The 21397-nt window shown below is 72.3% G+C and carries 19 protein-coding genes and 2 pseudogenes; 11 read left to right on the forward strand and 10 right to left on the reverse strand.

Annotated features, from left to right (window positions below):
* Both ACWC0C_RS35415 and ACWC0C_RS35420 read left to right on the forward strand, forming a co-directional pair.
* Positions 1–288 (forward strand): annotated as a pseudogene (locus ACWC0C_RS35415) (hypothetical protein); the annotation flags it as partial.
* 75 nt (positions 289–363) lie between these two features.
* Positions 364–1185, forward strand: a complete 822-nt coding sequence (locus tag ACWC0C_RS35420) for a hypothetical protein (protein WP_450868320.1) — start codon at positions 364–366, stop codon at positions 1183–1185.
* A 177-nt stretch (positions 1186–1362) separates the two neighbouring features.
* Here the strand turns inward: ACWC0C_RS35420 and ACWC0C_RS35425 are convergent, their stop codons facing one another.
* Positions 1363–2238 (reverse strand): methylenetetrahydrofolate reductase, encoded by an 876-nt coding sequence (locus tag ACWC0C_RS35425; protein ID WP_450868322.1) that lies wholly within the window; start codon positions 2236–2238, stop codon positions 1363–1365.
* Between the two features lie 631 nt (positions 2239–2869).
* Between ACWC0C_RS35425 and ACWC0C_RS35430 the strand changes: the two genes are divergently transcribed.
* The 3 genes and pseudogenes from ACWC0C_RS35430 to ACWC0C_RS35440 all read left to right on the forward strand — a co-directional run.
* Entirely contained in the window at positions 2870–3601 is a 732-nt protein-coding gene (locus ACWC0C_RS35430; RefSeq protein ID WP_450868324.1) for a B3/B4 domain-containing protein, read from the forward strand.
* A 14-nt stretch (positions 3602–3615) separates the two neighbouring features.
* The gene (gene pdxR / locus ACWC0C_RS35435; RefSeq protein ID WP_450868326.1) at positions 3616–5088 is read left to right on the forward strand and encodes a MocR-like pyridoxine biosynthesis transcription factor PdxR; all 1473 of its coding nucleotides are present in this window, start codon (positions 3616–3618) and stop codon (positions 5086–5088) included.
* Between the two features lie 113 nt (positions 5089–5201).
* Positions 5202–5529, forward strand: a pseudogene (locus tag ACWC0C_RS35440) (alpha/beta hydrolase); the annotation flags it as partial.
* Positions 5530–5542: 13 nt separating this feature from the next.
* Here ACWC0C_RS35440 and ACWC0C_RS35445 read toward each other — a convergent pair.
* The 4 genes from ACWC0C_RS35445 to ACWC0C_RS35460 form a co-directional block, all read right to left on the reverse strand.
* Positions 5543–6052 (reverse strand): O-acetyl-ADP-ribose deacetylase, encoded by a 510-nt coding sequence (locus ACWC0C_RS35445; RefSeq protein WP_450868327.1) that lies wholly within the window; start codon positions 6050–6052, stop codon positions 5543–5545.
* Positions 6049–7458: a phytoene desaturase family protein gene (locus ACWC0C_RS35450; RefSeq protein WP_449197847.1), complete on the reverse strand. Its 1410-nt coding sequence runs from the start codon at positions 7456–7458 to the stop codon at positions 6049–6051. The genes ACWC0C_RS35445 and ACWC0C_RS35450 overlap by 4 nt, the downstream gene beginning before the upstream one ends.
* Positions 7459–7593: 135 nt before the next feature.
* Positions 7594–8439 (reverse strand): inositol monophosphatase family protein, encoded by an 846-nt coding sequence (locus ACWC0C_RS35455; protein WP_450868329.1) that lies wholly within the window; start codon positions 8437–8439, stop codon positions 7594–7596.
* A gap of 91 nt (positions 8440–8530) precedes the next feature.
* Positions 8531–10336, reverse strand: a complete 1806-nt coding sequence (locus tag ACWC0C_RS35460; RefSeq protein WP_450868331.1) for a gamma-glutamyltransferase family protein — start codon at positions 10334–10336, stop codon at positions 8531–8533.
* Between the two features lie 617 nt (positions 10337–10953).
* On the opposite strand from ACWC0C_RS35460, the gene ACWC0C_RS35465 reads away from it, so the two are divergent.
* The 6 genes from ACWC0C_RS35465 (at position 10954) to ACWC0C_RS35490 (ending at position 14695) form a co-directional block, all read left to right on the forward strand.
* Entirely contained in the window at positions 10954–11268 is a 315-nt protein-coding gene (locus ACWC0C_RS35465) for an SAV_915 family protein (protein ID WP_450868333.1), read from the forward strand.
* Complete coding sequence (locus ACWC0C_RS35470; RefSeq protein ID WP_450868335.1) at positions 11265–11567, forward strand: DUF6317 family protein; 303 nt, start codon at positions 11265–11267, stop codon at positions 11565–11567. The genes ACWC0C_RS35465 and ACWC0C_RS35470 overlap by 4 nt, the downstream gene beginning before the upstream one ends.
* Positions 11567–12847 carry a WXG100 family type VII secretion target gene (locus ACWC0C_RS35475; protein ID WP_450868337.1) on the forward strand — a complete coding sequence of 427 codons (1281 nt, stop codon included), beginning with the start codon at positions 11567–11569 and terminating at the stop codon, positions 12845–12847. Before ACWC0C_RS35470 ends, ACWC0C_RS35475 begins: the two co-directional genes overlap by 1 nt.
* A gap of 37 nt (positions 12848–12884) precedes the next feature.
* The gene (locus ACWC0C_RS35480; protein ID WP_449197853.1) at positions 12885–13361 is read left to right on the forward strand and encodes a hypothetical protein; all 477 of its coding nucleotides are present in this window, start codon (positions 12885–12887) and stop codon (positions 13359–13361) included.
* A complete protein-coding gene (locus ACWC0C_RS35485) occupies positions 13358–13879 on the forward strand; it encodes a hypothetical protein (protein WP_449197854.1) in 522 nt (173 codons plus the stop codon). The genes ACWC0C_RS35480 and ACWC0C_RS35485 overlap by 4 nt, the downstream gene beginning before the upstream one ends.
* Before the next feature lie 129 nt (positions 13880–14008).
* A complete protein-coding gene (locus tag ACWC0C_RS35490) occupies positions 14009–14695 on the forward strand; it encodes a hypothetical protein (RefSeq protein ID WP_449197855.1) in 687 nt (228 codons plus the stop codon).
* Between the two features lie 27 nt (positions 14696–14722).
* Here ACWC0C_RS35490 and ACWC0C_RS35495 read toward each other — a convergent pair whose 3' ends face one another.
* From ACWC0C_RS35495 to ACWC0C_RS35515, 5 genes are all read right to left on the reverse strand, one after another.
* On the reverse strand, positions 14723–16252 hold the full coding sequence (locus tag ACWC0C_RS35495) for an NCS1 family nucleobase:cation symporter-1 (protein WP_450868339.1): 1530 nt from the start codon (positions 16250–16252) through the stop codon (positions 14723–14725).
* Positions 16253–16371: 119 nt separating this feature from the next.
* A complete protein-coding gene (locus ACWC0C_RS35500) occupies positions 16372–17391 on the reverse strand; it encodes a TIGR03842 family LLM class F420-dependent oxidoreductase (protein ID WP_449197857.1) in 1020 nt (339 codons plus the stop codon).
* A gap of 11 nt (positions 17392–17402) precedes the next feature.
* Complete coding sequence (hydA, locus tag ACWC0C_RS35505) at positions 17403–18806, reverse strand: dihydropyrimidinase (protein ID WP_450868341.1); 1404 nt, start codon at positions 18804–18806, stop codon at positions 17403–17405.
* Between the two features lie 25 nt (positions 18807–18831).
* On the reverse strand, positions 18832–19674 hold the full coding sequence (locus ACWC0C_RS35510; RefSeq protein WP_449197859.1) for a nitrilase-related carbon-nitrogen hydrolase: 843 nt from the start codon (positions 19672–19674) through the stop codon (positions 18832–18834).
* A 155-nt stretch (positions 19675–19829) separates the two neighbouring features.
* Complete coding sequence (locus tag ACWC0C_RS35515) at positions 19830–21395, reverse strand: PucR family transcriptional regulator (RefSeq protein ID WP_450868343.1); 1566 nt, start codon at positions 21393–21395, stop codon at positions 19830–19832.
* Positions 21396–21397: the final 2 nt, after the last annotated feature.

Below are 21397 nucleotides of genomic sequence, written 5' to 3' on the forward strand. Positions count from 1 at the left end.
ACCACCGCCGCCACCCTCACCACCACCATGGCCACCACCGCCACTCGGACGATTGGTGTTCTCCGGATCACCGCCGCCCTCACCACCGCCGCCACCCTCACCACCACCATGGCCACCACCGCCACTCGGACGATTGGTGTTCTCCGGATCACCACCGCCCTCACCACCGCCGCCACCGCTGTCGCCGCCGCCGTCGCCGTCGCGGTCGTAGATGCCTCCGTGACCGAAGTGACCGGCGTCCCCGCCGCCGTCCCCACCGGCACCGCCGAAGCCGCCATGCCCGCCTAGGTCGCCGAAGCCGCCGGAGCCGACATCGCCACCACCGAAGCCGCCGTCCCCGAAGCCGCCTTCGCCGAAGCCGCCATGACCGAGACCGCCGTCGCCGAACCCACCGTCGGCGCCACCGAACCCGCCGTCGGTACCGCCGCCGAACCCGCCGAAGTCTCCCTCGGCTGCGCCCAGCCCGCCGTCACCGCCGGCGCCGAAGTCACCGAAGCCACCTTCGGCACCCCCGCCGACCTGCCCGCCGAGGTCCGCGCCGACACCCTCGTTCCCGTGCTCGCCGAAGCCACCGAAATCGCCGAAATCGCCGAACTCACCCGGTCCGCCGACCAGTTCGGCGGGCGACCGGTCCGGCAGTGGGCCGCCGAGCAGGCTGTGACCGGCGGAGGCTGGGCCACCGGCGTCGTCGTCGCCGGCCTGGTCCGCCGGGACGACGTGGGCCGCGGAGACGTCGTGCGCAGCCGTGGAGGCGTGGTCCGGCGCGGCGGCGTGATCGGACGGTGCGGAGTGGTCCGCCGGGATGTCGTGGTGCGCCAGCGCATGCGCCGCGCTGCCGAAGAACAGGGACGACTTGGACAGCCGTGGGTCGAGTGCGGCCGGCCCCCCGTCGGTGCCGGACTCGACGCGGAGGGAGCGGAGTTCGGCGACCTGTGCGGGGGTCAGGCCGAGTCTTCGCGCGACCTCCTCGGTGTCGCCGTCGAGTTCGGCACGGAAGCCGGGGTCGACAGCCAGGCGGGTGAGGGCAGCACGGTATGCGTCGTCGGTCATGGTTCGGTCTCCGTCGGTCTGCGGGCATTGATGCCGATCGCGGCGGAGCCGAGGATCCCCCCTGGTCGGCGGCACATGCCATTTCCGGCCATCCCCGCCGATACCTGTAGGAGACGTTATAGAGCCCTGGCATGAGCAGCGCAAGAGCAACAAGCAGGTCGGCTCGGCGAACCGGCCGCCCAGCCGCGCCGCGCGCCCACCGATCGAATCCGGCCACCGACCCACCGACAGGCGACCGCCCCGTCGAACACCGTGTCACCGATGTGCGCCACCTGCGTGCCACGGACGCGCCACGCATCGGGCGGCGTCACGTCAGCCCTGCCGGTCTCCCCGCCGGAAGCCCTCGACCCACTCCGAGGTGGCCCTCAGGCCGCCGAAGGTGTAGAAGTGCACCTTCACCGCGCCGTGCCGCTCGGGGTCGTAGCGCTGGGCGAGCGCGTGCAGGAAGCGGTCCGGGCCGGTCGTACCCATGAGGTTGGTCAGCGAGAAGCCGTACTTGCGGGCGACGGAGGCGCTGGTCGCGACGCCGAAGCGGGTGGCGTAGCCGAGCAGCCGGCGTACGCCCGCCGGTCCGGGCACGCCGATGCGGACGGGCAGGTGCACGCCCCGGGCGCGGGCGGCCTCCAGCCAGCCGAGGACGGGGTCGGCGTCGAAGCCGAACTGGGTGATGACGTCGCCCGCGAACCGGTGCGCGCCGATGGCGGCCGCCTTGTCGGTGAGCGCCGACCACAGGGTCCGGTCGGCTATCGCGGGGTGGCCCTCCGGGTAGCCGCTGATGCCGATGTGGCGGACGCCGTGACGCTGGAGCAGTCCGGTGCGCAGGACGGCGAGCGCGTCCTCGTACGGCCCCTCGGGGCGAGCGGGATCGCCGCCGACGACGAAGACGTTCTCGGCGGTGCCGTCCGCGGCGAGCCCGGACAGGAACTCCTCCAGCGCGGCACGGGAGGGCAGACGGCGTGCGGAGATGTGCGGCACGGGGACGAAACCGAGCCGCTTGACCGCGCGGGCGGCCGCCAGCCGCATGCCGAGGTCCTCGCCGGCGAGGAAGGTGATGTTGATCCGGGTGCCCCGCGGGATGCTGCCCTGCGCCTCCTCCAGCCGGGGCACGTCCTTGCCCGTCATCTCCAGCGAGAAGTCGTCCAGCAGAGCGGCACCGACCGCCGGGGTGACGGTGACAGCGGGGTTCATCGTGCTCCTCGTACGGCGGCGGTCCTGACCTCGGCCGATGATGTCATGCGGGGCACCGGGCCCCGGGGCGGGGGAGGCGGCGGAGTGTCCTCGGCGGAGTCGAGGCCGTACGCATGGATCCGGGCGCCGTCCTGGGCGACCGTATGCATGCATCCGGGCGCCGCCTGGGCGAGGTGATCGCCGCCGTCGGCCGGGTTCCGGGGACGCCGTAGCTCGTCGCGGAGACGAGCGTGCGGCGCTGACCGGGCTCGCCCGGCGGGCCCGTGCCGTCGGGCGAGCATCTGTGTCGCCGGGCCTCCACCGCTGGATCTCTCCGTGGGGCGGCAAAGGCCCCTGGGCCGCTACGGCGTCGGGTTCAGGGGGTCGTCCACCACGCCCGCCAGGCGGCCGGCCGCCGCGGTGGGGCATCGGCCTGCGGCACCTGCTGACGGCGCGCCGCACCGACCTGCACGAGGAGCATCACGCGGAGCGCGTCCTGTCCCTGCGGACCCGGCGCACCCCGGCCCGGCCACTCCCGTCTGAGCATCATCACGACTCGGTTATGGACCGGTGACATGCGTCGGCTTTGGCCCTGGTGACCGGTCCATGGCCGCGGCAGGGTGGAACTCCCGAACCCGAGGAGGTCCCGACCATGCGATTCCGGCACGCGGACACCATCTGGACCGCGTTCCCCGAACTGGCCTCCGGCGCGCTGTACGCCACCGGCGTCGACGCCGGGACGGACACCGGGCCGCGCGCCGCCGAGTACACCGCCCGCGCCCTGGCCCGGCTGGCCGGTGCCACCGAGGGCGAGTTCCCCGAGGTGCTGGCCTGGCGGCGGACGTTCAGCCGGATGGGGGTGCGGCCGACGCAGTACCGCTGCGCCTCGGAGTCGCTGCTGCGGCGGCTGCGGAAGGAGGGGTCGCTGCCGCGCATCCATCCGCTGGTCGACCTGTGCAACGCGCTGTCGGTGGCGTACGCGGTCCCGGTGGCGGTCCTCGACGTCGACCGCGTCGCCGGGCCGCTGCTGGAGGTGCGGCCGGCCGGCGGCGACGAGACGTACACGGCGTTCGGCGGTGGCGTGGAGCATCCCGTGCCCGGCGAGGTGACCTTCGTCGACTCCTCGGGGCGGGCGCACGCCCGGCGCTGGACCCATCGGCAGAGCGGCCACTCGGCGGTCGGCGAGCACACCCGCCGGGTGCTGGTGGTGGCGGAGGCCATGCACGACGGCGGCGCGGAGATCGTGCCCGAGCTGCTGAAGACGGTGGAGGCGGAGGTGGCGGCGCACTGGGGTGCCGTCACGGAGACGGCCGTGCTCACCCCGGCCGCGCCCGAATTCGTCTTCGGCGACCGAGTCCGGGACGTGACAGCATCAGCAGGGTGAAGGAGGAGCGAGGGATGCCGGCCGCCACGGGCGAACTCCCGGGCCGCGGCTCGGACTTCCTGCAGCTGGCGGCCGGGGACGTGCCCGCCGGCGGGAAGGCGGAGTGGCTGACCGGCCGGCTCCGGCAGGCGATAGCGGACGGCCGGCTGGCGGTGGGCAGCAGACTGCCGGCCACCCGGGTCCTGGCCGCCGAACTGCGCGTGTCGCGCGGGGTGATCACCGAGGCATACCGCCGCCTCGCCGAGGACGGCCATGTGGCGGGCCGCAGGCGCGGGGGCACGGTGGTGGTGGCCGCCCCGTTCGCCGCGCGGCGGGGTGGGCGCGCAGGCGGCTTCGACGGCGTTGGGGCGACGCCGTTCTCCGGCGTTCCCGGTGCCGATGTCTTCGACACGCTGCGGGCCGCCCCCGCCGCCGTCGATTTCACTCCCGGGCGGCCGGATCTCGCCACCTTCCCACGCACCGCCTGGCTGCGTGCCGAGCGTGCCGTGCTCGCGGGGCTGTCCGCCGAGCACCTCGGCTACGGCGACCCCCGTGGCGCTCCCGCGCTGCGGCGGGCCGTGGCCGACTGGCTGGCGCGAATGCGGGGCGTGCGGGTGGAGCCGGACGAGGTCCTGATCGTCGCGGGCACCGCCCAGGCGCTCACGCTGCTGCACCAGGTGCTGCGGGCGGACGGCATCGACGCCGTCGCGGTGGAGGACCCCGGCTCGCTCGGGGGCCGTCAGCATCTGCGCAACGGGGGCCTCGACACCCCGCCGGTGCCGGTGGACGGGGACGGGGTGCGGGTGGACGCGCTGCGCGAGAGCGGCGCCCGAGCGGTGCTGCTGACGCCCGCCCACCAGTTCCCGACCGGCGTGGTGACCAGCGGCGAGCGCCGGCGTGAGCTGCTGGGCTGGGCCCGGGACGGCGGGCTGATCCTGGAGGACGACTACGACGCCGAGCACCGCTACGACCGTCCGCCGGTCCCCGCGCTGCGGGCGCTGCTGGCCGACCGGGTGTGCTACATGGGCAGCGTGTCCAAGCTGCTCGCGCCGGCGCTGCGCATCGGCTGGCTGGTGGCCCCGGCCCGCTTCCACGCGGACCTGGTCGACACCAAGCGTTTCACCGACCTCGGCAACGCGGTGCTGCCGCAGCTGGTGCTCGCCCGGCTGATGGAGTCCGGCGGACTGGAGCGCCACCTACGGCTGCTGCGGCCCCGGCACCGGGTCCGCCGCGACGCGATGATCGCCGCCCTGGCCGAGCATCTGCCCGGCGGGACCGTGCACGGTGCGGCGGCGGGCCTGCATCTGACGGTCACATACGCCGCGGACGTACCCGACACCGAGTTCGCCGCCGCCGCGCTGGCCCGGGGCGTGAAGTGCCACCCCCTGTCCTGGCACCGACAGCTGCCCGGCCCGCCGGGGCTGGTCCTCGGCTACGCGGCGACCGCGCCGGGAGCCATCACGGAAGGCGTGGCACTGCTCGGCCGTACCCTGCGCGAACTGGTCTGACACCGTCGGCGTAGCAGCGCGGTCCGGCGGTCAAGGGGGGCCAAGCCGCCCGCCTGCCGGAGTGATCCGGTCCCGGGAGCTGCCTAACGTGCTGTCAGCGCGACGGTCGTGCTCGCGCCGCCCACGGCCGCACCGTCTCCCCGTCGCCCTGGCTGGCCGACGCGCTGGACTTCCTGCTGACCGCAAAAGACTCCACCTACGGCAGTGCGCAGACGGCGATCCTGTGCGGTGACGTGGCCGCCCCCCTCCGCCGGCCCTGCTCGTGAACGCCACCGGTGATCCGCGGACCACCTACCGCGGCGCGGAGGCGGTCTGCCGCAACTGACCCGGCTCCCGCCTGATCACCCTGCGCGGGGCGGACCAGCACGCGGTGTACGGCGTCTTCGGCAGCCCTGCGTGGACACCGCGGTCAACGCCTATCTCGCCGGCGGCCGCCCGCCGGTCGCGCTCTCCATCAGGCAAGTTGCCGGGCGAACGCGTCGTACGCCCCTTGGTCGAAGAGCACGAACCGCACCTCCTCGACCGCCGTCGCCGCGTTCCGCACCGTCCCCACGGCGATCCGTGCCGCGTCCTGCATCGGCCACCGGTACACGCCCGTGGACACGGCCGGGAACGCGACCGTACGGGCGCCGAGTTCGTCGGCGACCTTCAGGGACTCGCGGTAGCAGGAGGCGAGCAGGCCGGACCGGTCCTCGCTCCGGCTGTACACCGGACCGACCGTATGGATGACCCAGCGGGCGTCGAGTTCACCGGCCGTCGTGGCGACCGCCTGGCCGGTGGGCAGGCCCTTGCCGTACCGGGAGGCGCGCAGGGCGCGGCACTCCTCGAGGATGGCGGGGCCGCCGCGCCGGTGGATGGCGCCGTCGACTCCGCCGCCGCCGAGGAGGGAGGAGTTGGCGGCGTTGACGATGGCGTCCACGCTCTGGTCGGTGATGTCGCCCTGGACGAGGGTGATGGTGGTCATGAATGCCTCAGTCTTCGCCATACGGCCTTGGCCGCGTTGTGCCCCGACATGCCGTGCACACCGGGTCCCGGCGGGGTGGCCGAGGAGCAGATGAAGACGGCCGGGTGGGGGGTGCGGTACGGGAACAGGGACAGTCTGGGGCGCAGCAGCAGCTGGAGTCCGGACGCCGCGCCGCAGGCGATGTCGCCGCCCACGTAGTTGGCGTTGTGGGCGGCCAGCTCGGCGGGGCCGGCGACGGCGCGGGCGAGGACGCGGTCGCGGAAGCCGGGGGCGAAGCGCTCCAGTTGGCGTTCCATGGCGTCGGTGAGGTCGCCGGACCAGCCGTTCGGGACATGGCCGTACGCCCAGAAGACGTGCTTGCCCTCGGGGGCGCGGGTCGGGTCGACGATGCTGGGCTGCACGGTGATCATGAAGGGTCTGCCGGGGGCGCGGCCCTCGCGGGAGGCGGCGCGCAGTGCGGTGGAGATCTCGGCCCGGCTCGCGCCGATCTGCACGGTCGTGGCGGTGCGGGCCTCGGGCGCGGTCCAGGGCACCGGGCCGTCGAGCGCGTAGTCGATCTTGAAGACGCTCGGGCCGTAACGGTAGTGCCGGTAGTGGTCGCCGAAGCCGGCGATGCGGGCGAGCGCGGTGGGCGAGGTGTCGAAGACGTACGCCCGCGCGGGCGGCAGGTCGTCCAGTCGCTTGACCTCGTAGTCGGTGTGCACGGCGCCGCCGAGGTCTTCGAGGTAGGCGGCGAGGGCGTCGGAGATGGCCTGGGAGCCGCCGAGCGGCACCGGCCAGCCGCGGGCGTGCGCGGCCAGCGCGAAGACCAGACCGATGGCGCCGGTGGCGAGGCCGCTCAAGGGGGCGATCACATGCGCGACCAGGCCGGCGAAGAGGGCCTTGGCCCGCTCGTCCTTGAAGCGGCGCAGCAGCCAGGTGGACGGCGGCAGCCCGGCGAGGCCGAAGCGGGCCAGGGTGACGGGGTCGCGCGGGAGCGCGGTCAGCGGCAGGGACATGAAGTCCCGGACGAGGGTGTCCCAGTGCGGGAGGAACGGCTCGACCAGTCTGCGGTACGCGCCCGCGTCGCGCGGTCCGAAGGAGGCGGCCGTCTCGGCCACCGAGCGGGACAGCACGGCCGCGGTGCCGTCCGGGAAGGGGTGCGCCATCGGCAGCTCGGAGTGCAGCCACTGAAGGCCGTAGCGGTCGAGGGGCAGGGCGCGGAACGCCGGTGAGTTGATGCCGAGGGGGTGGGCGGCCGAGCACGGGTCGTGCCGGAAGCCGGGCAGGGTCAGCTCCTCGGTGCGGGCGCCACCGCCCACCGTGGACCTGGCCTCGAACAGCGCAACGGAGAAGCCGCGGCGGGCCAACTCCACGGCAGCGGTCAGTCCGTTCGGTCCCGCACCCACCACGACCGCATCGAGCATTGACGGCACCTTCGGACCCCTTCGTCAGCCGATGGCCACTCACGGTCAGGATATGCCGGAGGACTGACACTCCCCCGGGCCGGGTGTCCGGGTGGAGCGACGCACGTGGGCGTAACGGGACGCGTCCCGTCGGGCTCAGGCCGCCGTGCGCAGCAGTTCGGCCACCCGGCGGGCGGTCGCGGCGTCCCGGGCCGCGGTGAACGGCAGGGCGTTGCCGCCGGTCACGCGGAACGGCTCGCCGGCGCGGGTGAGATGTGTGCCGCCCGCCTCCTCGACCAGGAGCAGACCGGCCGCGTGGTCCCAGGCCGCCTCCCAGGAGAACGCCACGGCGTCCAACTCGCCCCGGGCGACGGCGAGATACTCCAGTCCCGCCGAACCGCAGGCTCGGGGGGCGAGGCCGTCGGTCCACAGGGCGCGCAGCGCGCGCTTCTGCTCGTCCGTCGTGTAGTCCGGGTGGGACGTGGCGACGACGAGGTCCCGGCCGGGCGCGGGCGGGCCCGCGAACAGCCGCTCGCCGTCGAGGAAGGCGCCCTGGCCGCGGACCGCGGTGGCCATCTGGTCGCGCGCCGCGGCATAGGTCCAGGAGGCGAGGACGACGCCCTGGTGGACGAGCGCGACCAGGGTGCAGAACCCGTCGTCGCCGTGCACGAACTGGCGGGTGCCGTCGACGGGGTCGACTATCCAGACCGGTGCGTCGTCCTGGAGCGCCGCGTAGGTCGCCGGGTCGGCGTGCACCGCCTCCTCGCCGACCACGACCGAGCCGGGCAGCAGGGCGCCGAGGTCCTCGGTGAGCCGCAGCTCGGCGAGCCGGTCGGCGTCCGTCACCAGGTCGTGGGGCCCGCTCTTCTGGTCCACCTCGTGCGTGGCGAGGTGGCGGAAGCGGGGCAGGATCTCGGCCGCGGCCGCCTTGCGGACCGCTTCCTCCACGTCGGCCGAGCAGCGGGTGAGAAACTCGTCGATGGTTTCCGTGTCTCCGATCATGCCTCCATGAGAACACGTCCCACTGACAATCCCCGCCCGCCGGGTGCACAGCGGGTGGAATCGGGATGAAGAACAGGTGCCGGATGATCAGTCAGCGGCCGACGGCGTACCCCTGCATCCCGCGCGGGTTCGCCGCCGCCGACAGCACACCGCTCTCCGGGTCCCGGGCCACCGCGCACAGGCGTCCCTCGGACCAGGCGGGGCCGACGGTGACGTCATGACCGCGGCGTCGCAGCTCCTCGATCACGTCCGCGTCGGTGCGGGACTCCACGGTCACGCTGCCGGGGCGGCGGCCGCGCGGGTGGAAGGAGCTGGGGAAGCTGTCGTTGTGCCAGTTCGGGGCGTCGATCGCGCCCTGGAGGTCGAGGCCGCCGCGGACCGGGGCGCGCAGGGCGGCGGCGAGGAAGAAGTGCAGCTGCCACTGGTCCTGCTGGTCTCCGCCGGGCGTGCCGAAGGCCAGGACCGGCACGCCGCCCCGCAGCGCGAGGGACGGGGTGAGGGTGGTGCGCGGGCGGCGGCCCGGGGTGAGGGAGTTCGGCAGGCCCTCCTCCAGCCAGGTCATCTGCAGGCGGGTGCCGAGCGGGAAGCCCAGCTCGGGCACGACCGGGTTGGACTGCAGCCAGCCGCCGCTCGGCGTGGCCGCGATCATGTTGCCCCAGCGGTCCACGACGTCCAGGTGGCAGGTGTCGCCGCGGGTGCTGCCGTCGGACAGGACAGCCGGCTCGGCGACGGTCGGCTCGCCCGCGCCCATCGGGTCGAAGCCGCGGTCCTCGCCGCTCTCCACGCGCGCGTACGCCTGCGCCGGCAGCCGCGGGGTGCGTCCGTCGGGGCTGCCGGGCCGCAGCTCGAAGGAGGCCTTGGCGCCGACCAGGGCGCGCCGCGCGGCGTTGTAGTCGTCCGAGAGCAGCTCGGCGAGCGGCACCTCGGCGGCGTCCCCGTACCAGGCCTCACGGTCGGCCATGGCGAGCTTGCAGCCCTCGATCAGCAGGTGGACGTACTCGGCGGAGCCGTAGGCGGGCAGCTCGGCGGGGAGCAGGGCAAGTTGCTGGAGGAGGACCGGGCCCTGGCTCCAGGGGCCGGCCTTGCACACGGTCCAGCCGTTCCAGTCGTACGTCACCGGAGTCTCGTACGCCGCCGACCAGCCGGCGAGGTCGGCCCCGGTGAGCGTGCCGGTGTGCCGTTCGCCGCTGGTGTCCATCGTGGGCCGCCGGGACTGCCGCAGCAGCGCCTCGGCGATGAAGCCGCACCGCCACACCTCGCGCGCGGCGTCGATGCGGGCCTCCCGGTCCCCGCCGCCCGCGGTCTCGGCCAGCAGCCGCTTCCAGGTGGCGGCGAGGGCGGGGTTGCGGAAGCGCTCGCCGGGCCGCGGCGCCCGGCCGCCGGGCAGGTACACCTGCGCGGACGAGGTCCACTCGGTGTCGAACAGCTCCCGTACGGCCTGCACGGTCGCGCCGAGCTTCTCCACGGGCGCGTGCCCGTGCTCGGCGTATCCGATGGCGTACTTCAGGACGTCGTCCAGGGACTTGGTTCCGTGGTCACGCAGGAGCAGCAGCCAGGCGTCGAAGGCGCCGGGCACGGCGGCCGCGAGCGGCCCGGTGCCGGGTACGAGGTCCAGTCCGAGCCCCCGGTAGTGGGCGACGGTGGCACCGGCGGGGGCCACGCCCTGCCCGCACAGGACGCGCACCGCGCCGCCCGCCGGCGCGAGCAGGATCGGCACCTCGCCGGCCGGCCCGTTGAGGTGCGGCTCCACCACGTGCAGCACGAACGCGCCGGCCACGGCGGCGTCGAAGGCGTTGCCGCCGTCCTCCAGGACCGCCATCGCCGACTGGGAGGCCAGCCAGTGGGTGGAGGACACCATGCCGAAGGTGCCCTGCAGGGTCGGCCGGGTGGTGAACACGAGCGCCTCCTCGGCTGGGGTACGTCGTACGGGTGATCGTACGAGCGTGATCACCGTCCGGGGAACACGGCGCAGGCCTGCGCCGGGGACGTCGGGCACGGTGTGCTGCGGCACGTGCGCGTGGCGGGCGACTTCTTCCCGGAGCCGGACGAGGGGCTGGACGCGTCGAGACTGTGCGGCGGATCTTCGGCGGCGGCGCGATGTTCAAGATGACCGACAAGCCGGACGGCGCCCTGGCCGCAGACCCGGCCGGAAGCCCCGGTTCAGCAACGGGTCAAGGGCTGCTCTGGCGTCGGCCAAGCGGGTGTATGAGTTCCGTGTACGCCCGCAGCCCCACCCCGACAAAGCCGGATTTGCCCCCTGGACCGCTGGCTACGGTGGTCCGGCCCGATCGGCCACGCAATCACGGGGAAGAGGTGACGGCGATGGGGGCGCCGATACGTTCACGCCTGCTCGATTTCCTGGAACCGGATCCTCCGGGAGGACATCCTCCGGAGCAGGCTCCGCAGCCGCGCCATTCCACCCTGCTGGACCTCGTGGAGGCAGCTCCGCCCCCGCGCACGGCCGTGGACGGGCGGCCCGGGCCCAAACCGGGGGTGCCTGCGTACCACACGCCGGTGCTCGTTCCGGCACATCCGAGGTCCGTCGCGGGGACCGGCCGCGACGGCCGGCCCGCGCGCGTACCCTTCATCGTCCTGGAGCTGTTCACCCATCCCGGGCACGGCACCGTGGCCTTCGCCTTCACGACGCCGGAGAAGCTGGTGGACGCACTCGGTGAGGCACAGCCGTGGGTCGCCGCGTCGCTCGGCCCACTGACCGAGGGAGTGCGGGAACAGGGCGTCACCGTCCTGCTGGACCCGCGGATCTCGCCCGGTGGACGCAACTGGCTGCCGGAGGACCTCGTCGCATTCGCGCAGGAGGTGCGCCGGTGACAGCCGATTTCAAGGTCATCTACGATGATCTGTCCGCCTTGGCGAGGACCTTCCACGACCAGGCCGACGATTACCGGAAGCTGCGCCCCGACGTGGCGCCGACCGTGGTGAGCGGCGGTGATCCGGGACTCGACTCGGCGATCAAGGAGGTCGCCGAACTCATCATCAGCCTGCACCTCGCTCTCGCGGACCGATTGGACGAGCACGGGGACAAGGCCGCGTACGCGCGTGACTCCTTCCACCGGCATGACGTAGACATCCACGGTGTCTTCGAGGACCTGACAAAGGACCTGCACTGATGGGCGACAGCTGGGTGGGCGGCGACATCGACGGCCTGCACACGATGGCCGGCACGTACAAGAACGCCAAGGACAAACTGGAAGGTGTGGTGAAGCCGCTCAGCCGTGCCGTCGACAAGCTGGCGGGCGACTCCAGCTGGAAGGGGGAAGCGGCCAAGGCATACCGCGGCAAGTGGAGCGAGGACGAGATAACGGCCGGCGGCTTCGCCGAGCTGGTGCATGGGGCGGGTGACATCCTCGGGAAGCTCGCAGACGCTCTGTCCACGTGCGAGAAGTCCCTGCAGAACGTGCAGCACATCGCGGCCCGCAAGGGTGTGGCGACGGACGCCAGGGGCGGGCCGCTGCCGATCGCGACGTCGAATCCCCCGAGCGCGGACGACCAGCAGACCATCTCCGCGATGAACGAGTACGGCAAGGCGCGCAACGAGATCCTGCACACCGCCCAGCACGCACGGCTGGTGGCCGCGAAGCAGTTGCAGCAGCTGTACGACACGGTGACGAAGAAGGACCCGACGTCTCCGCAGGACAAGGTCACTCTGTACGACGCGCTGCGCGGCCTGTACGCGTATGACGCCGAGGACGCCCGCGCGGGAGGTATCGAGGCACGTAAGCACCTCGACGCGGCCAAGGCCGAGGCGCAGGCCGCCAAGAAGCAACTCCGGGCCGAGCGAAGGGTGTTCCAGCAGCAGGGCCGCAAGATGCCCGACGACCTGCCCGCGAAGAGCGCCTATCGCGACGCGGTCACCAAGGTCGACGCGCTGGAAGAGGACATCGCACGCGCCGACCACGGCAGTACCGAGTTGCCGTACGACCGCGCCCTGAACGTCAAGCTGGTCGATGCCGCGGACGCGCTGCGTCTGGGCAGGGGGCTGGAGGCACTGCCGGACGTCTTGAAGGAGGTCCCGGTCCTGGACGTCGCCGCGGCCGCCGCCTGCGGGGTGCTCGAAGCGAAGGAGGACCACGACGAGGGCTGGTCCTGGCAGCACTCCGTCACCGTCGACGTCGGGGCAGCCGTCGGTGGCCTGGCCGCCGGTGCGGCCATCACCGCGGCTCTGCCCGTCGAGGGTGCGGTAGCGGTCGCAGCAGTCGGTGTCGGCTCGGTGATCGTCGCGACCTCCGTCATCGACCACGCCTTCCACGAGCACTGGAGCGAGGACATCCACGACCACGGGGTGATCGGTGGCGTGCTGACCGGAACCGGGCACGTCGCCTCGGAGACCTACGACGACGGAAAGCGACTGGTGAAAGATGTCTGGCATGGCGTCACAAGCATCTTCTGAGGCCCCTGACCCGGGGTTCTCGGTCCCCATCCCAGCCTTGCCGAAGCTGGGCAGGACCTGGTATGAGCGCGGCGTGCGCTACTGGTTGTGCCGGGCGCGTACAACGGTGTTCATCGTCCTCGTCATGGCCATGTTCTGCTTCTTCGCGCTGAGCCTCTACTCGGGGTTCCGCGACGAACTGCCGTCCGGCATGCGAGGCGTGTGGGACGCGGCGCAGGTGGTGGCGTCCGTCGTGGCCTTCGTGTGGGGATGGGTGAAACAGCGCCGGGGCCACCGCGCATCGCTTGCGAATCCCCCGACACCGGGAGAGACCCTCCGGGCCAAGCGCGACCACAACAGGCGCGTTCCGGGCCTGATCGCCGTCGGCCGCGGGCTCGTGCTGCTCGCCGCTCCCGTGATGCCGGCGTTCGCCGCATACGTCGTGGGCTGGTTGGCCGCGTGGCTCACCGTCCGCGAATACCCCAGCGAAGTCGGCGCCCGCCGCTGGCTCGAGGAGCAGGCCGGCGGAGCATGACAGCGAGCGAGACACCCGTCGAGATCCCCTCCCTGCGGGGCCTCGGCACCACCTGGTACCGGCGGGGGCCGCGCTACTGGTTGCGCCGCGCCCTCGGTGCCGCCGTTTGGCTCGCGGTCCTGGCCTTCTGCGTCTACATCGCACTCGTCCTCTACGGAAGCTTCCGCAGCGCCCTGCCGCCGGCGGTCCGCCCGGTGTGGGACTGGGCACAGGCGACGGCATCCCTCGGGGCCCTGGTCTGGGGGTGGCTGGTCCAGCGCCGGGACCACCGCAGGAAGCTCCTCGATCCACCCGCGCCCGACGAGTTCCGTGCCGCCGAGCGAGACGAGCGCCGCAGCTCCACGGGCCGGGCGGTCGCCGGTCGCGCCTTCTGGCTGATCGCCGCGCCCGTCCTGCCCGCGTCGGCCGCCTGGGCCGTCGGTTGGTCGGTCGCGGCCTTCACCGTCCGCACCTACCCCAGCGAAGTCGGCGCCCGCCGCTGGCTCGCCGTACAAAACGGGCAGAGCGGGACGTCGTGAAGGCGCTTTCGTGACCACGCGGGCACATAGCGGAGTTACCACTTCCGCACCACAGGGAGTCGTGTGACACTGGCGTCCCCGTCCACCATGCGGACCCCTTCCGTACCCCTCCCCCACGAGAAGTGCGCCGTGCGATCTCTTCCTCTGCCGTTCGCCCTCACCGCGCGGATCTCGCCGGTCGCGGTCCTCGCCTGTGCCGGCTGGGCGCTGACGTCCGGCCCGGCCGCGCCGTCGGCGGCCGCCGGGCACCAGGCGGCCCAGAAGACGTCCACCCAGTCCTCCTCCGCTTCCTCCTCCGACCCGTCGTCCACCGCGGCCGCGAAGGCGTACAGCACCGCTCCCTCGCCCTGCGCCACCGTGCCCGCGGCGACCGTCAAGTCCCTGGTGCCGGGGGCGAAGACGGACGGCAAGGAGATCCCCTCGACGGACACCAAGCTGCGCCGCACCTGTTCCTGGAACGCGCTGCAGGGCTACGACTACCGCTGGCTCGACGTGTCGTTCGAGATCAGCGGGTCGGACCAGGAGGCGCAGCAGGAGTACCAGCAGCGGGTGCAGGAGAAGAGCGGCGGCGGAGCCGTGCCGGGGCTCGGGGACAGCGCCTACTCCGTCGTGAACCTCACCACGGAGGACAAGCAGCAGACCCGCGAGGGCGTGGTGGTGGTCAAGGTGTCCAACGCCTTGGTGATCGTCACGTACAACGGCAGCAACTTCGACACGAAGAAGGCGCCCGCTGCGGACGAGATCAACAAGGGGGCCATCAAGGCGGCGCGGGCCGCTGCCGGCGGGCTCGGGAGCGGGCAGTCGCAGTCCGGCTGACCGACCGACCGCCCCCGGTGCCCGTTCTCACGCCGTGGTGGCCCGCCTGCCGCCGGTCAGCAGGGTGAGGGCCAGGTACAGCACCAGGGAGGTGCCGAGGCCCACCGCCCAGCCGTAGTCGGCCAGGGAGGACAGGGCGGGGATGGGGCGGCCGTCGATCAGCGGCTTGAAGCTGGCGCCGCCGATCGCGAGGACACCGCCCACGAGGAACGCGACGACCGCCCGCCAGTTCCAGCCGCCCGCGTACCAGTAACGGCCGCCGGTGCGATAGAGGTCGCCGAGGTGCAGGCGGGTGCGGCGCAGGAACCAGTAGTCGGCCACGAGGATGCCGGCGACCGTGCCGAGCAGGCCGCCGACCAGGCCGAGCCAGGTGAAGATGTAGCCCTGCGGGTCGGAGTACAGCCTCCAGGGGAAGATGAGGACCGCGAGGACGGCGGTGATGAGCGCTCCGGTACGGAAACTCACCTTCCTGGGCGCCACGTTGGAGAAGTCGAACGCCGGGGAGACCAGGTTGGCCGCGATGTTCACCGAGAGGGTGGCCACCAGGACCGTGACCAGCGCGTAGAGCAGGCCGACCACGTTGTCCGTCTTCGCCGCCAGCTGCACCGGGTCCCAGACCGGCGTGCCGTACACCGCCTGGGAACCGGAGGTGACCAGGACGGACAGGAAGGCGAAGAGGGTCATCGTGGTCGGCAGGCCGAGGGCCTGGCCCCAGGTCTGGGCTCTCTGGCTGCGCCCGTAGCGGGTGAAGTCAGGGATGTTCAGGCTCAGAGTGGACCAAAAGCCGATCATGCCCATCAACGAGGGCCAGAAGAGCTTCCAGAAGTCCCCGCCCCAGCCGAGCTTCGACGGCTGGTCGAACAGCGGGCCCACGCCTCCCGCCTTGCCGCTCATCCACCACAGCATCACGAACGCGCCGACGAGCACGAAGGGCGCCGCCCAGTTCTCGAAGCGGCGGATGGTCTCCATGCCGCGGTAGATGATGGCGACCTGGATCGCCCAGAAGATCGCGAACGACAGCCACATGGTCCAGGCGTAGCCGCCGAAGTGCGCCGCGTTCGACCAGCTGTCGCCGATCAGCTTCCCGGCGAGGAAGTAGATCGCCTCGCCGCCGATCCAGGTCTGGATGCCGAACCAGCCGCACGCCACCAACGCCCGTACGACGGCGGGCAGGTTGGCGCCGCGCACCCCGAAGGAGGCGCGGGCGAACACCGGGAAGGGGATGCCGTACTTGGGTCCCGCGTGTCCGGTCAGCAGCATCGGCACCAGCACGATCAGGTTGGCCAGGGCGATGGTGAACACGGCCTGCTTCCAGTCCATGCCGACGGCGACCAGGCCGGAGGCCAGCGTCCAGGAGGCCGTGTTGTGGGCCATGCCGACCCACAGGGCGGAGAAGTTGTACGTGGTCCAGGTGCGCTTCTCGACCGGGACCGGGAGCAGGTCGTCGTTGGCGTACGGACCGCTGGGCGGCAGGGTGCCGGGAGCGAGTTCCACGCGCCCGTCGGGGAGGGTGACTTGGCCGGACGGGGGTATGGCCGTGGGAGCGGTGTCGGTCATGGGCTGGCCAATCGGGGTGAGGTGGGTCGGGAGTGGCCGTGCGGGCACCAGCCCCCTCCCCGGGGAGGTGGGGAGGGGAGACCAAGAGGGGCGTGGGGGGCTCGGAGCAGGGGTCCGGATCAGGCGTTGACGGCCGGGATCACCGTCGTGCCGTAGGCGTCGATGGTGGCCTCCTGCGCGTCGTGCATGTCGTACACCGCGAACTGGTCGACGCCCAGGGCGCGGAGCGCGTTCAGTTTCTCGATGTGCTTCTCGGCCGGGCCGATGACGCAGAACCGGTCCACGATCTCGTCGGGCACGAACGCGGTGTCGGGATTGTCGGCACGTCCGTGGTGGGAGTAGTCGTACCCTTCGCGGGCCTTGATGTAGTCGGTGAGTTCCTCGGGGACCTGGGCGGAGTGCTCGCCGTACTTGGCGACCAGGTCGGCGACGTGGTTGCCGACCATGCCGCCGAACCAGCGGCACTGTTCGCGGGCGTGGGCGAGGGCCTCGGGCGAGTCGTCGGCGGTGACGTACGCGGGGGCCGCCACGCAGATGGTGACCTCGCCGGGGTCGCGCCCGGCGGCCGCTGCCGCGTCCTTGACGGCCTTGACCATGTACTCGGTCAGGTAGAGGTCGGACAGCTGGAGGATGAAACCGTCGGCCTCCTCGCCGGTCATCTTCAGCGCCTTCGGGCCGTAGGCGGCCATCCAGACGGGCAGCCGGGCAGCCTCCTTGATCCACGGGAAGCGGATCTTGGTGCCGCCGAGGTCGGCCTCCTCGCCGCTGCCCAGCGCCCGGATGACCTTCATGGCCTCGCTGATCCGGGCGAGCGTGTTGGGTTTGCGGCCCGCGACCCGCATGGCGGAGTCGCCGCGGCCGATGCCGCAGACGGTGCGGTTGCCGAACATGTCGTTGAGGGTGGCGAAGGTGGAGGCGGTGACCTCCCAGGTGCGGGTGCCCGGATTGGTGACCATCGGGCCGACCGTCAGCTTCGAGGTGTTCGCGAGGATCTGGCTGTAGATCACGAACGGCTCCTGCCAGAGCACGGCGGAGTCGAACGTCCAGCCGTACGTGAAGCCGTTGCGCTCGGCCCGTTTCATCAGGCTGATGACGCGGGAGGCGGGCGGGTCGGTCTGCAGGACGAGTCCGAAGTCCATGAGCGCCACTCCTAGGTGAGGTACTGACAGGTGGAGCGCGGGGTGAAGACGCCGTGGCCGGCGTGTCCGGTGTACTCCCGCTCGGTGATCACGGGTTCGCCGCGCGAGAGCACGGTCTCGACCCGGCCGGTGGTGCGCTTGCCCTCGTAGGCCGAGTAGTCGACGTTCATGTGGTGGGTCTGGGCCGACATGACCTGCTCGGCGTGCGGGTCGTAGATCACGATGTCGGCGTCGGCGCCCGGGGCGATGGTGCCCTTCTTCGGGTACATGCCGAACATCCGGGCCGGGGTGGCGCAGGCGATCTCGATCCAGCGGCGGCGGGAGATGTGCCCGTCGACGACGGCCTGGTGGAGGAGGTCCATACGGTTCTCCACGCCCGGCAGTCCGTTGGGGATCTTGGAGAAGTCGCCGCGGCCCAGTTCCTTCTGGCCCGTGAAGCAGAACGGGCAGTGGTCGGTGGAGACCACCTGGAGGTCGTTCGTCCGCAGGCCCTGCCACAGCCTGGCCTGGTGCTCCCTGGGGCGCAGGGGGGTGCTGCACACGTACTTGGCGCCCTCGAAGTCCGGCTCGGCGAGGTTGTCGGTGGACAGGAACAGATACTGCGGGCAGGTCTCGCCGAAGACGTTCAGCCCTTCGTCCCGCGCCCGGGCCAGTTCGGCCACCGCCTCCATGGCCGAGACGTGCACGACGTACAGCGGGGCGCCCGCGACCTGGGCGAGCCGGATGGCGCGGTGGGTGGCCTCGGCCTCCAGCAGGGCCTTGCGGACCTCGCCGTGGTAGCGCGGGTCGGTCTCGCCCCGGGCGAGCGCCTGCTCGACCAGGACGTCGATGGCGATGCCGTTCTCGGCGTGCATCATGATCAGCCCGCCGTTCTCGGCGGAGCGCTGCATGGCTCGCAGGATCTGTCCGTCGTCGCTGTAGAAGACGCCGGGGTAGGCCATGAACTGCTTGAACGAGGTCACGCCTTCCTCGATCAGCAGGTCCATCTCCTTGAGCGTCTCCTGGTTCACATCGGAGACGATCATGTGGAAGGCGTAGTCGATCGCGCAGTTGCCCTCGGCCTTGGCGTGCCAGGTGTCCAGGCCCTCGCGCAGGGTGTGGCCGACGCCCTGCACCGCGAAGTCGACGATCGTCGTCGTACCGCCCCAGGCGGCGGCCCGGGTGCCGGTCTCGAAGGTGTCGGAGGCGAAGGTGCCGCCGAAGGGCAGCTCCATGTGGGTGTGGGCGTCGACGCCGCCCGGGATGACGTACTTCCCGGTGGCGTCGATCACCCGCTCGGCGGTGAACGCCTCGGCGGCGGGGGTGCCCGAGGCAGCGAGGGCGGCGATGCGGCCGTCCTCGATCAGGACGTCTGCGTGGATCTCGTCGGAGGCGGTGACGACGAGACCGCCACGGATGACAGTACGGCTGCTCATGCTGCTCCCTCGGTCAACAGTGCGGTCAGGGTGCGGTCAGCGGTTCGTACGCCCCCGGTGCCCGGTCGCGGTAGAACTGCCAGCGGTCGCGGACCTCGCGGAGTTTCGCCAAGTCCAGGTCGCGTACGACGAGTTCGGTCTCCTTGTCGCTCGCGACCTCGCCGACGAACTGGGCCTCGGGGTCCACGAAGTAGGTCGTGCCGTAGAAGTCGTTGTCGCCCAGGTCCTCCACACCGACCCGGTTGATGGCGCCGACGAAGTACTCGTTGGCGACGGCCGCCGCCGGCTGTTCCAGCTGCCAGAGGTAGCGGGACAGGCCGCGCGAGGTGGCCGAGGGGTTGAAGACGATCTCGGCTCCGGCGAGGCCCAGCGCCCGCCAGCCCTCCGGGAAGTGGCGGTCGTAGCAGATGTAGACGCCGATCCGGCCGGCGGCCGTGTCGAAGACGGGCCAGCCGCTGTTGCCCGGGCGGAAGTAGAACTTCTCCCAGAATCCGCGCACTTGGGGGATGTGGGTCTTGCGGTACTTGCCGAGGTAGGAGCCGTCCGCGTCGATCACGGCGGCGGTGTTGTACAGGACGCCCGGCTGCTCCTCCTCGTACATGGGCAGGATCAGGACGATGCCCAGCTCGCGGGCGAGGGACTGGAAGCGCTGGACGGTCGGGCCCTCGGGGATCCGCTCGGCGTACTCGTAGAAGGCCTTGTCCTGGACCTGGCAGAAGTAGGGGCCGTAGAACAGCTCCTGGAAGCACAGGACCTGGGCGCCCTGCGCGGCCGCGTCGCGGGCCGCCTGCTCGTGGACCTGGATCATGGATTCCTTGTCGCCCGTCCACGCGGTCTGGAAGAGGGCGGCACGGATCACTCGGCTCATCGGGACCTCCGGTAGCTCGGTGTAGGGCGAGCCTAGAAAGCCCCGTTGGCCCCTTTGAGTGGCAGCGTGTCACGTCTGCGGGCATGCGGCGTGCCACCGTGTCACGTGTTCGCGATCCCATGTTTCACCGCCGTTTTCCCAGGTCGTCGCATGTGTCACCCCTGTTGCGCGTCGTGCGCGAGGAGCGCGATGTGCACGGAGGCCGCCTGTTCGAAGTCGTCCAGGTCGACGCCGAGGCGGGCCTGTATGGCCTCCAGGCGGCGGTAGAGGGCGGGCCGGGAGACATGGTGGAGCTGGGCGGTGCGGGACTTGTTGCGGCCGGTCGATAGGTACGTGCGCAGGACGTTCAGCAGCTCCGGCTCGGCGTCGCACAGCAGCCCGTCCAGCTCCCGCTCGGCGAAGGACTGCACCTGCGGGTCGTCGCGCAGCAGCCGGATCAGTCCGCGCAGGTGGACGTCCTTGAGGCGGACGACGGCCGGGAGGTCGAGGGCGGCCGAGGAGTCGGCGACGGCGTCGGCGACATGCCGGGCCTCGCGCAGTCCGGCGGGCACGTCGTCCCAGGCGGTACGGGGGGCGCTGGCCGCGACCACGGCCCGTGAGCCGGCGCGGAGCCGGGCCGCGAAGTGGGCGGTGAGGGCCTCGGCGTCCTGGTCGCGGGCGAGGCTGAGCAGCACGGCGGCCACGCCGTCGGCGAGTTCGGCGACCAGTCCGGGCAGCCCCAACAGACGCAGCACGCGGTCGAGTTCGGCCGAGGAGCGGTCGAGGACCACGAGCGGGACGAAGGTGCGCCGGTTGACCGGCAGCCCGGCCGCGCGCGCCCGGGGCAGCAGCCGGCCGGCCGGTACGACTCCGGAGACCAGGTCGGTCAGCAGGCTCTGCGCGGACTCCTCCTCCCAGGAGTGCGCGGAGCCGCCGCCGAGCATCCGGTGCAGGACCAGCGCCTCGGCGGCCCGGTCGGCGAGCAGCCGTCCGGTGGCCGTGTCCCCCCGGTAGCCGCACAGCAGCAGCCGGCCCCAACGCTCCCCGCGCCCGCCGAGTTCGGCGCTGATCCAGCCGCCACCCGCGCCCGCCCCGGCCTGCCGGGCGACCCGCTCCCAGTCGCGCAGCACGTCGTCCACCGCGGACCGCTCCCCCGCCGTGGCGAGGACGCGGTGGGCCAGGTTGGTGGCCACGACCGGACAGCCGCTGTGCCGGGCGACCTCGTCGAGCAGGCGTTGCAAAGGCGCACCGGCCGTGATCAGGGCGGTGAGTTCGGTCCGTACGGTCTCCGAGAGGCTGACGGCGGCGAACTTGCGCCGCACCAGCCGGGACTGGACCTCCTCGGTCAACTCGGCGAAGGGGAAGGGCCGGTGCAGGACGACCATGGGCAGCCCGCACCGCTCGGCGGCCCGGCGCATCACCTCGGGCGGCGCCGGGAAGGCGCGCCCGAGGCCGAGCACGACGGCGGAGGCCTCCGCCCGGTGCAGCGACTGGATGTACTCGGCCTGCTTGGCCTCGTCACCGGCCAGCAGTACGCCGGTGGTGAGCACCATCTCGCCGCCGCTGAGCATCACCCCGACGTCGGCGGCCTCGGCGACATGCACCCAGCGCACCGGCCGGTCGAGCTGTGCCCTGCCCGCGACCACCTCGGGCTCCCCGGCGAGCACCCGCTCCAGGGTGAGCACCTGGCGGACGGAGAGGGCGGGTTCCCAGGCGTACCGGGTGTCCGAGGTGGTGGTCATGG

This window comes from Streptomyces sp. NPDC001709, from assembly GCF_053596375.1.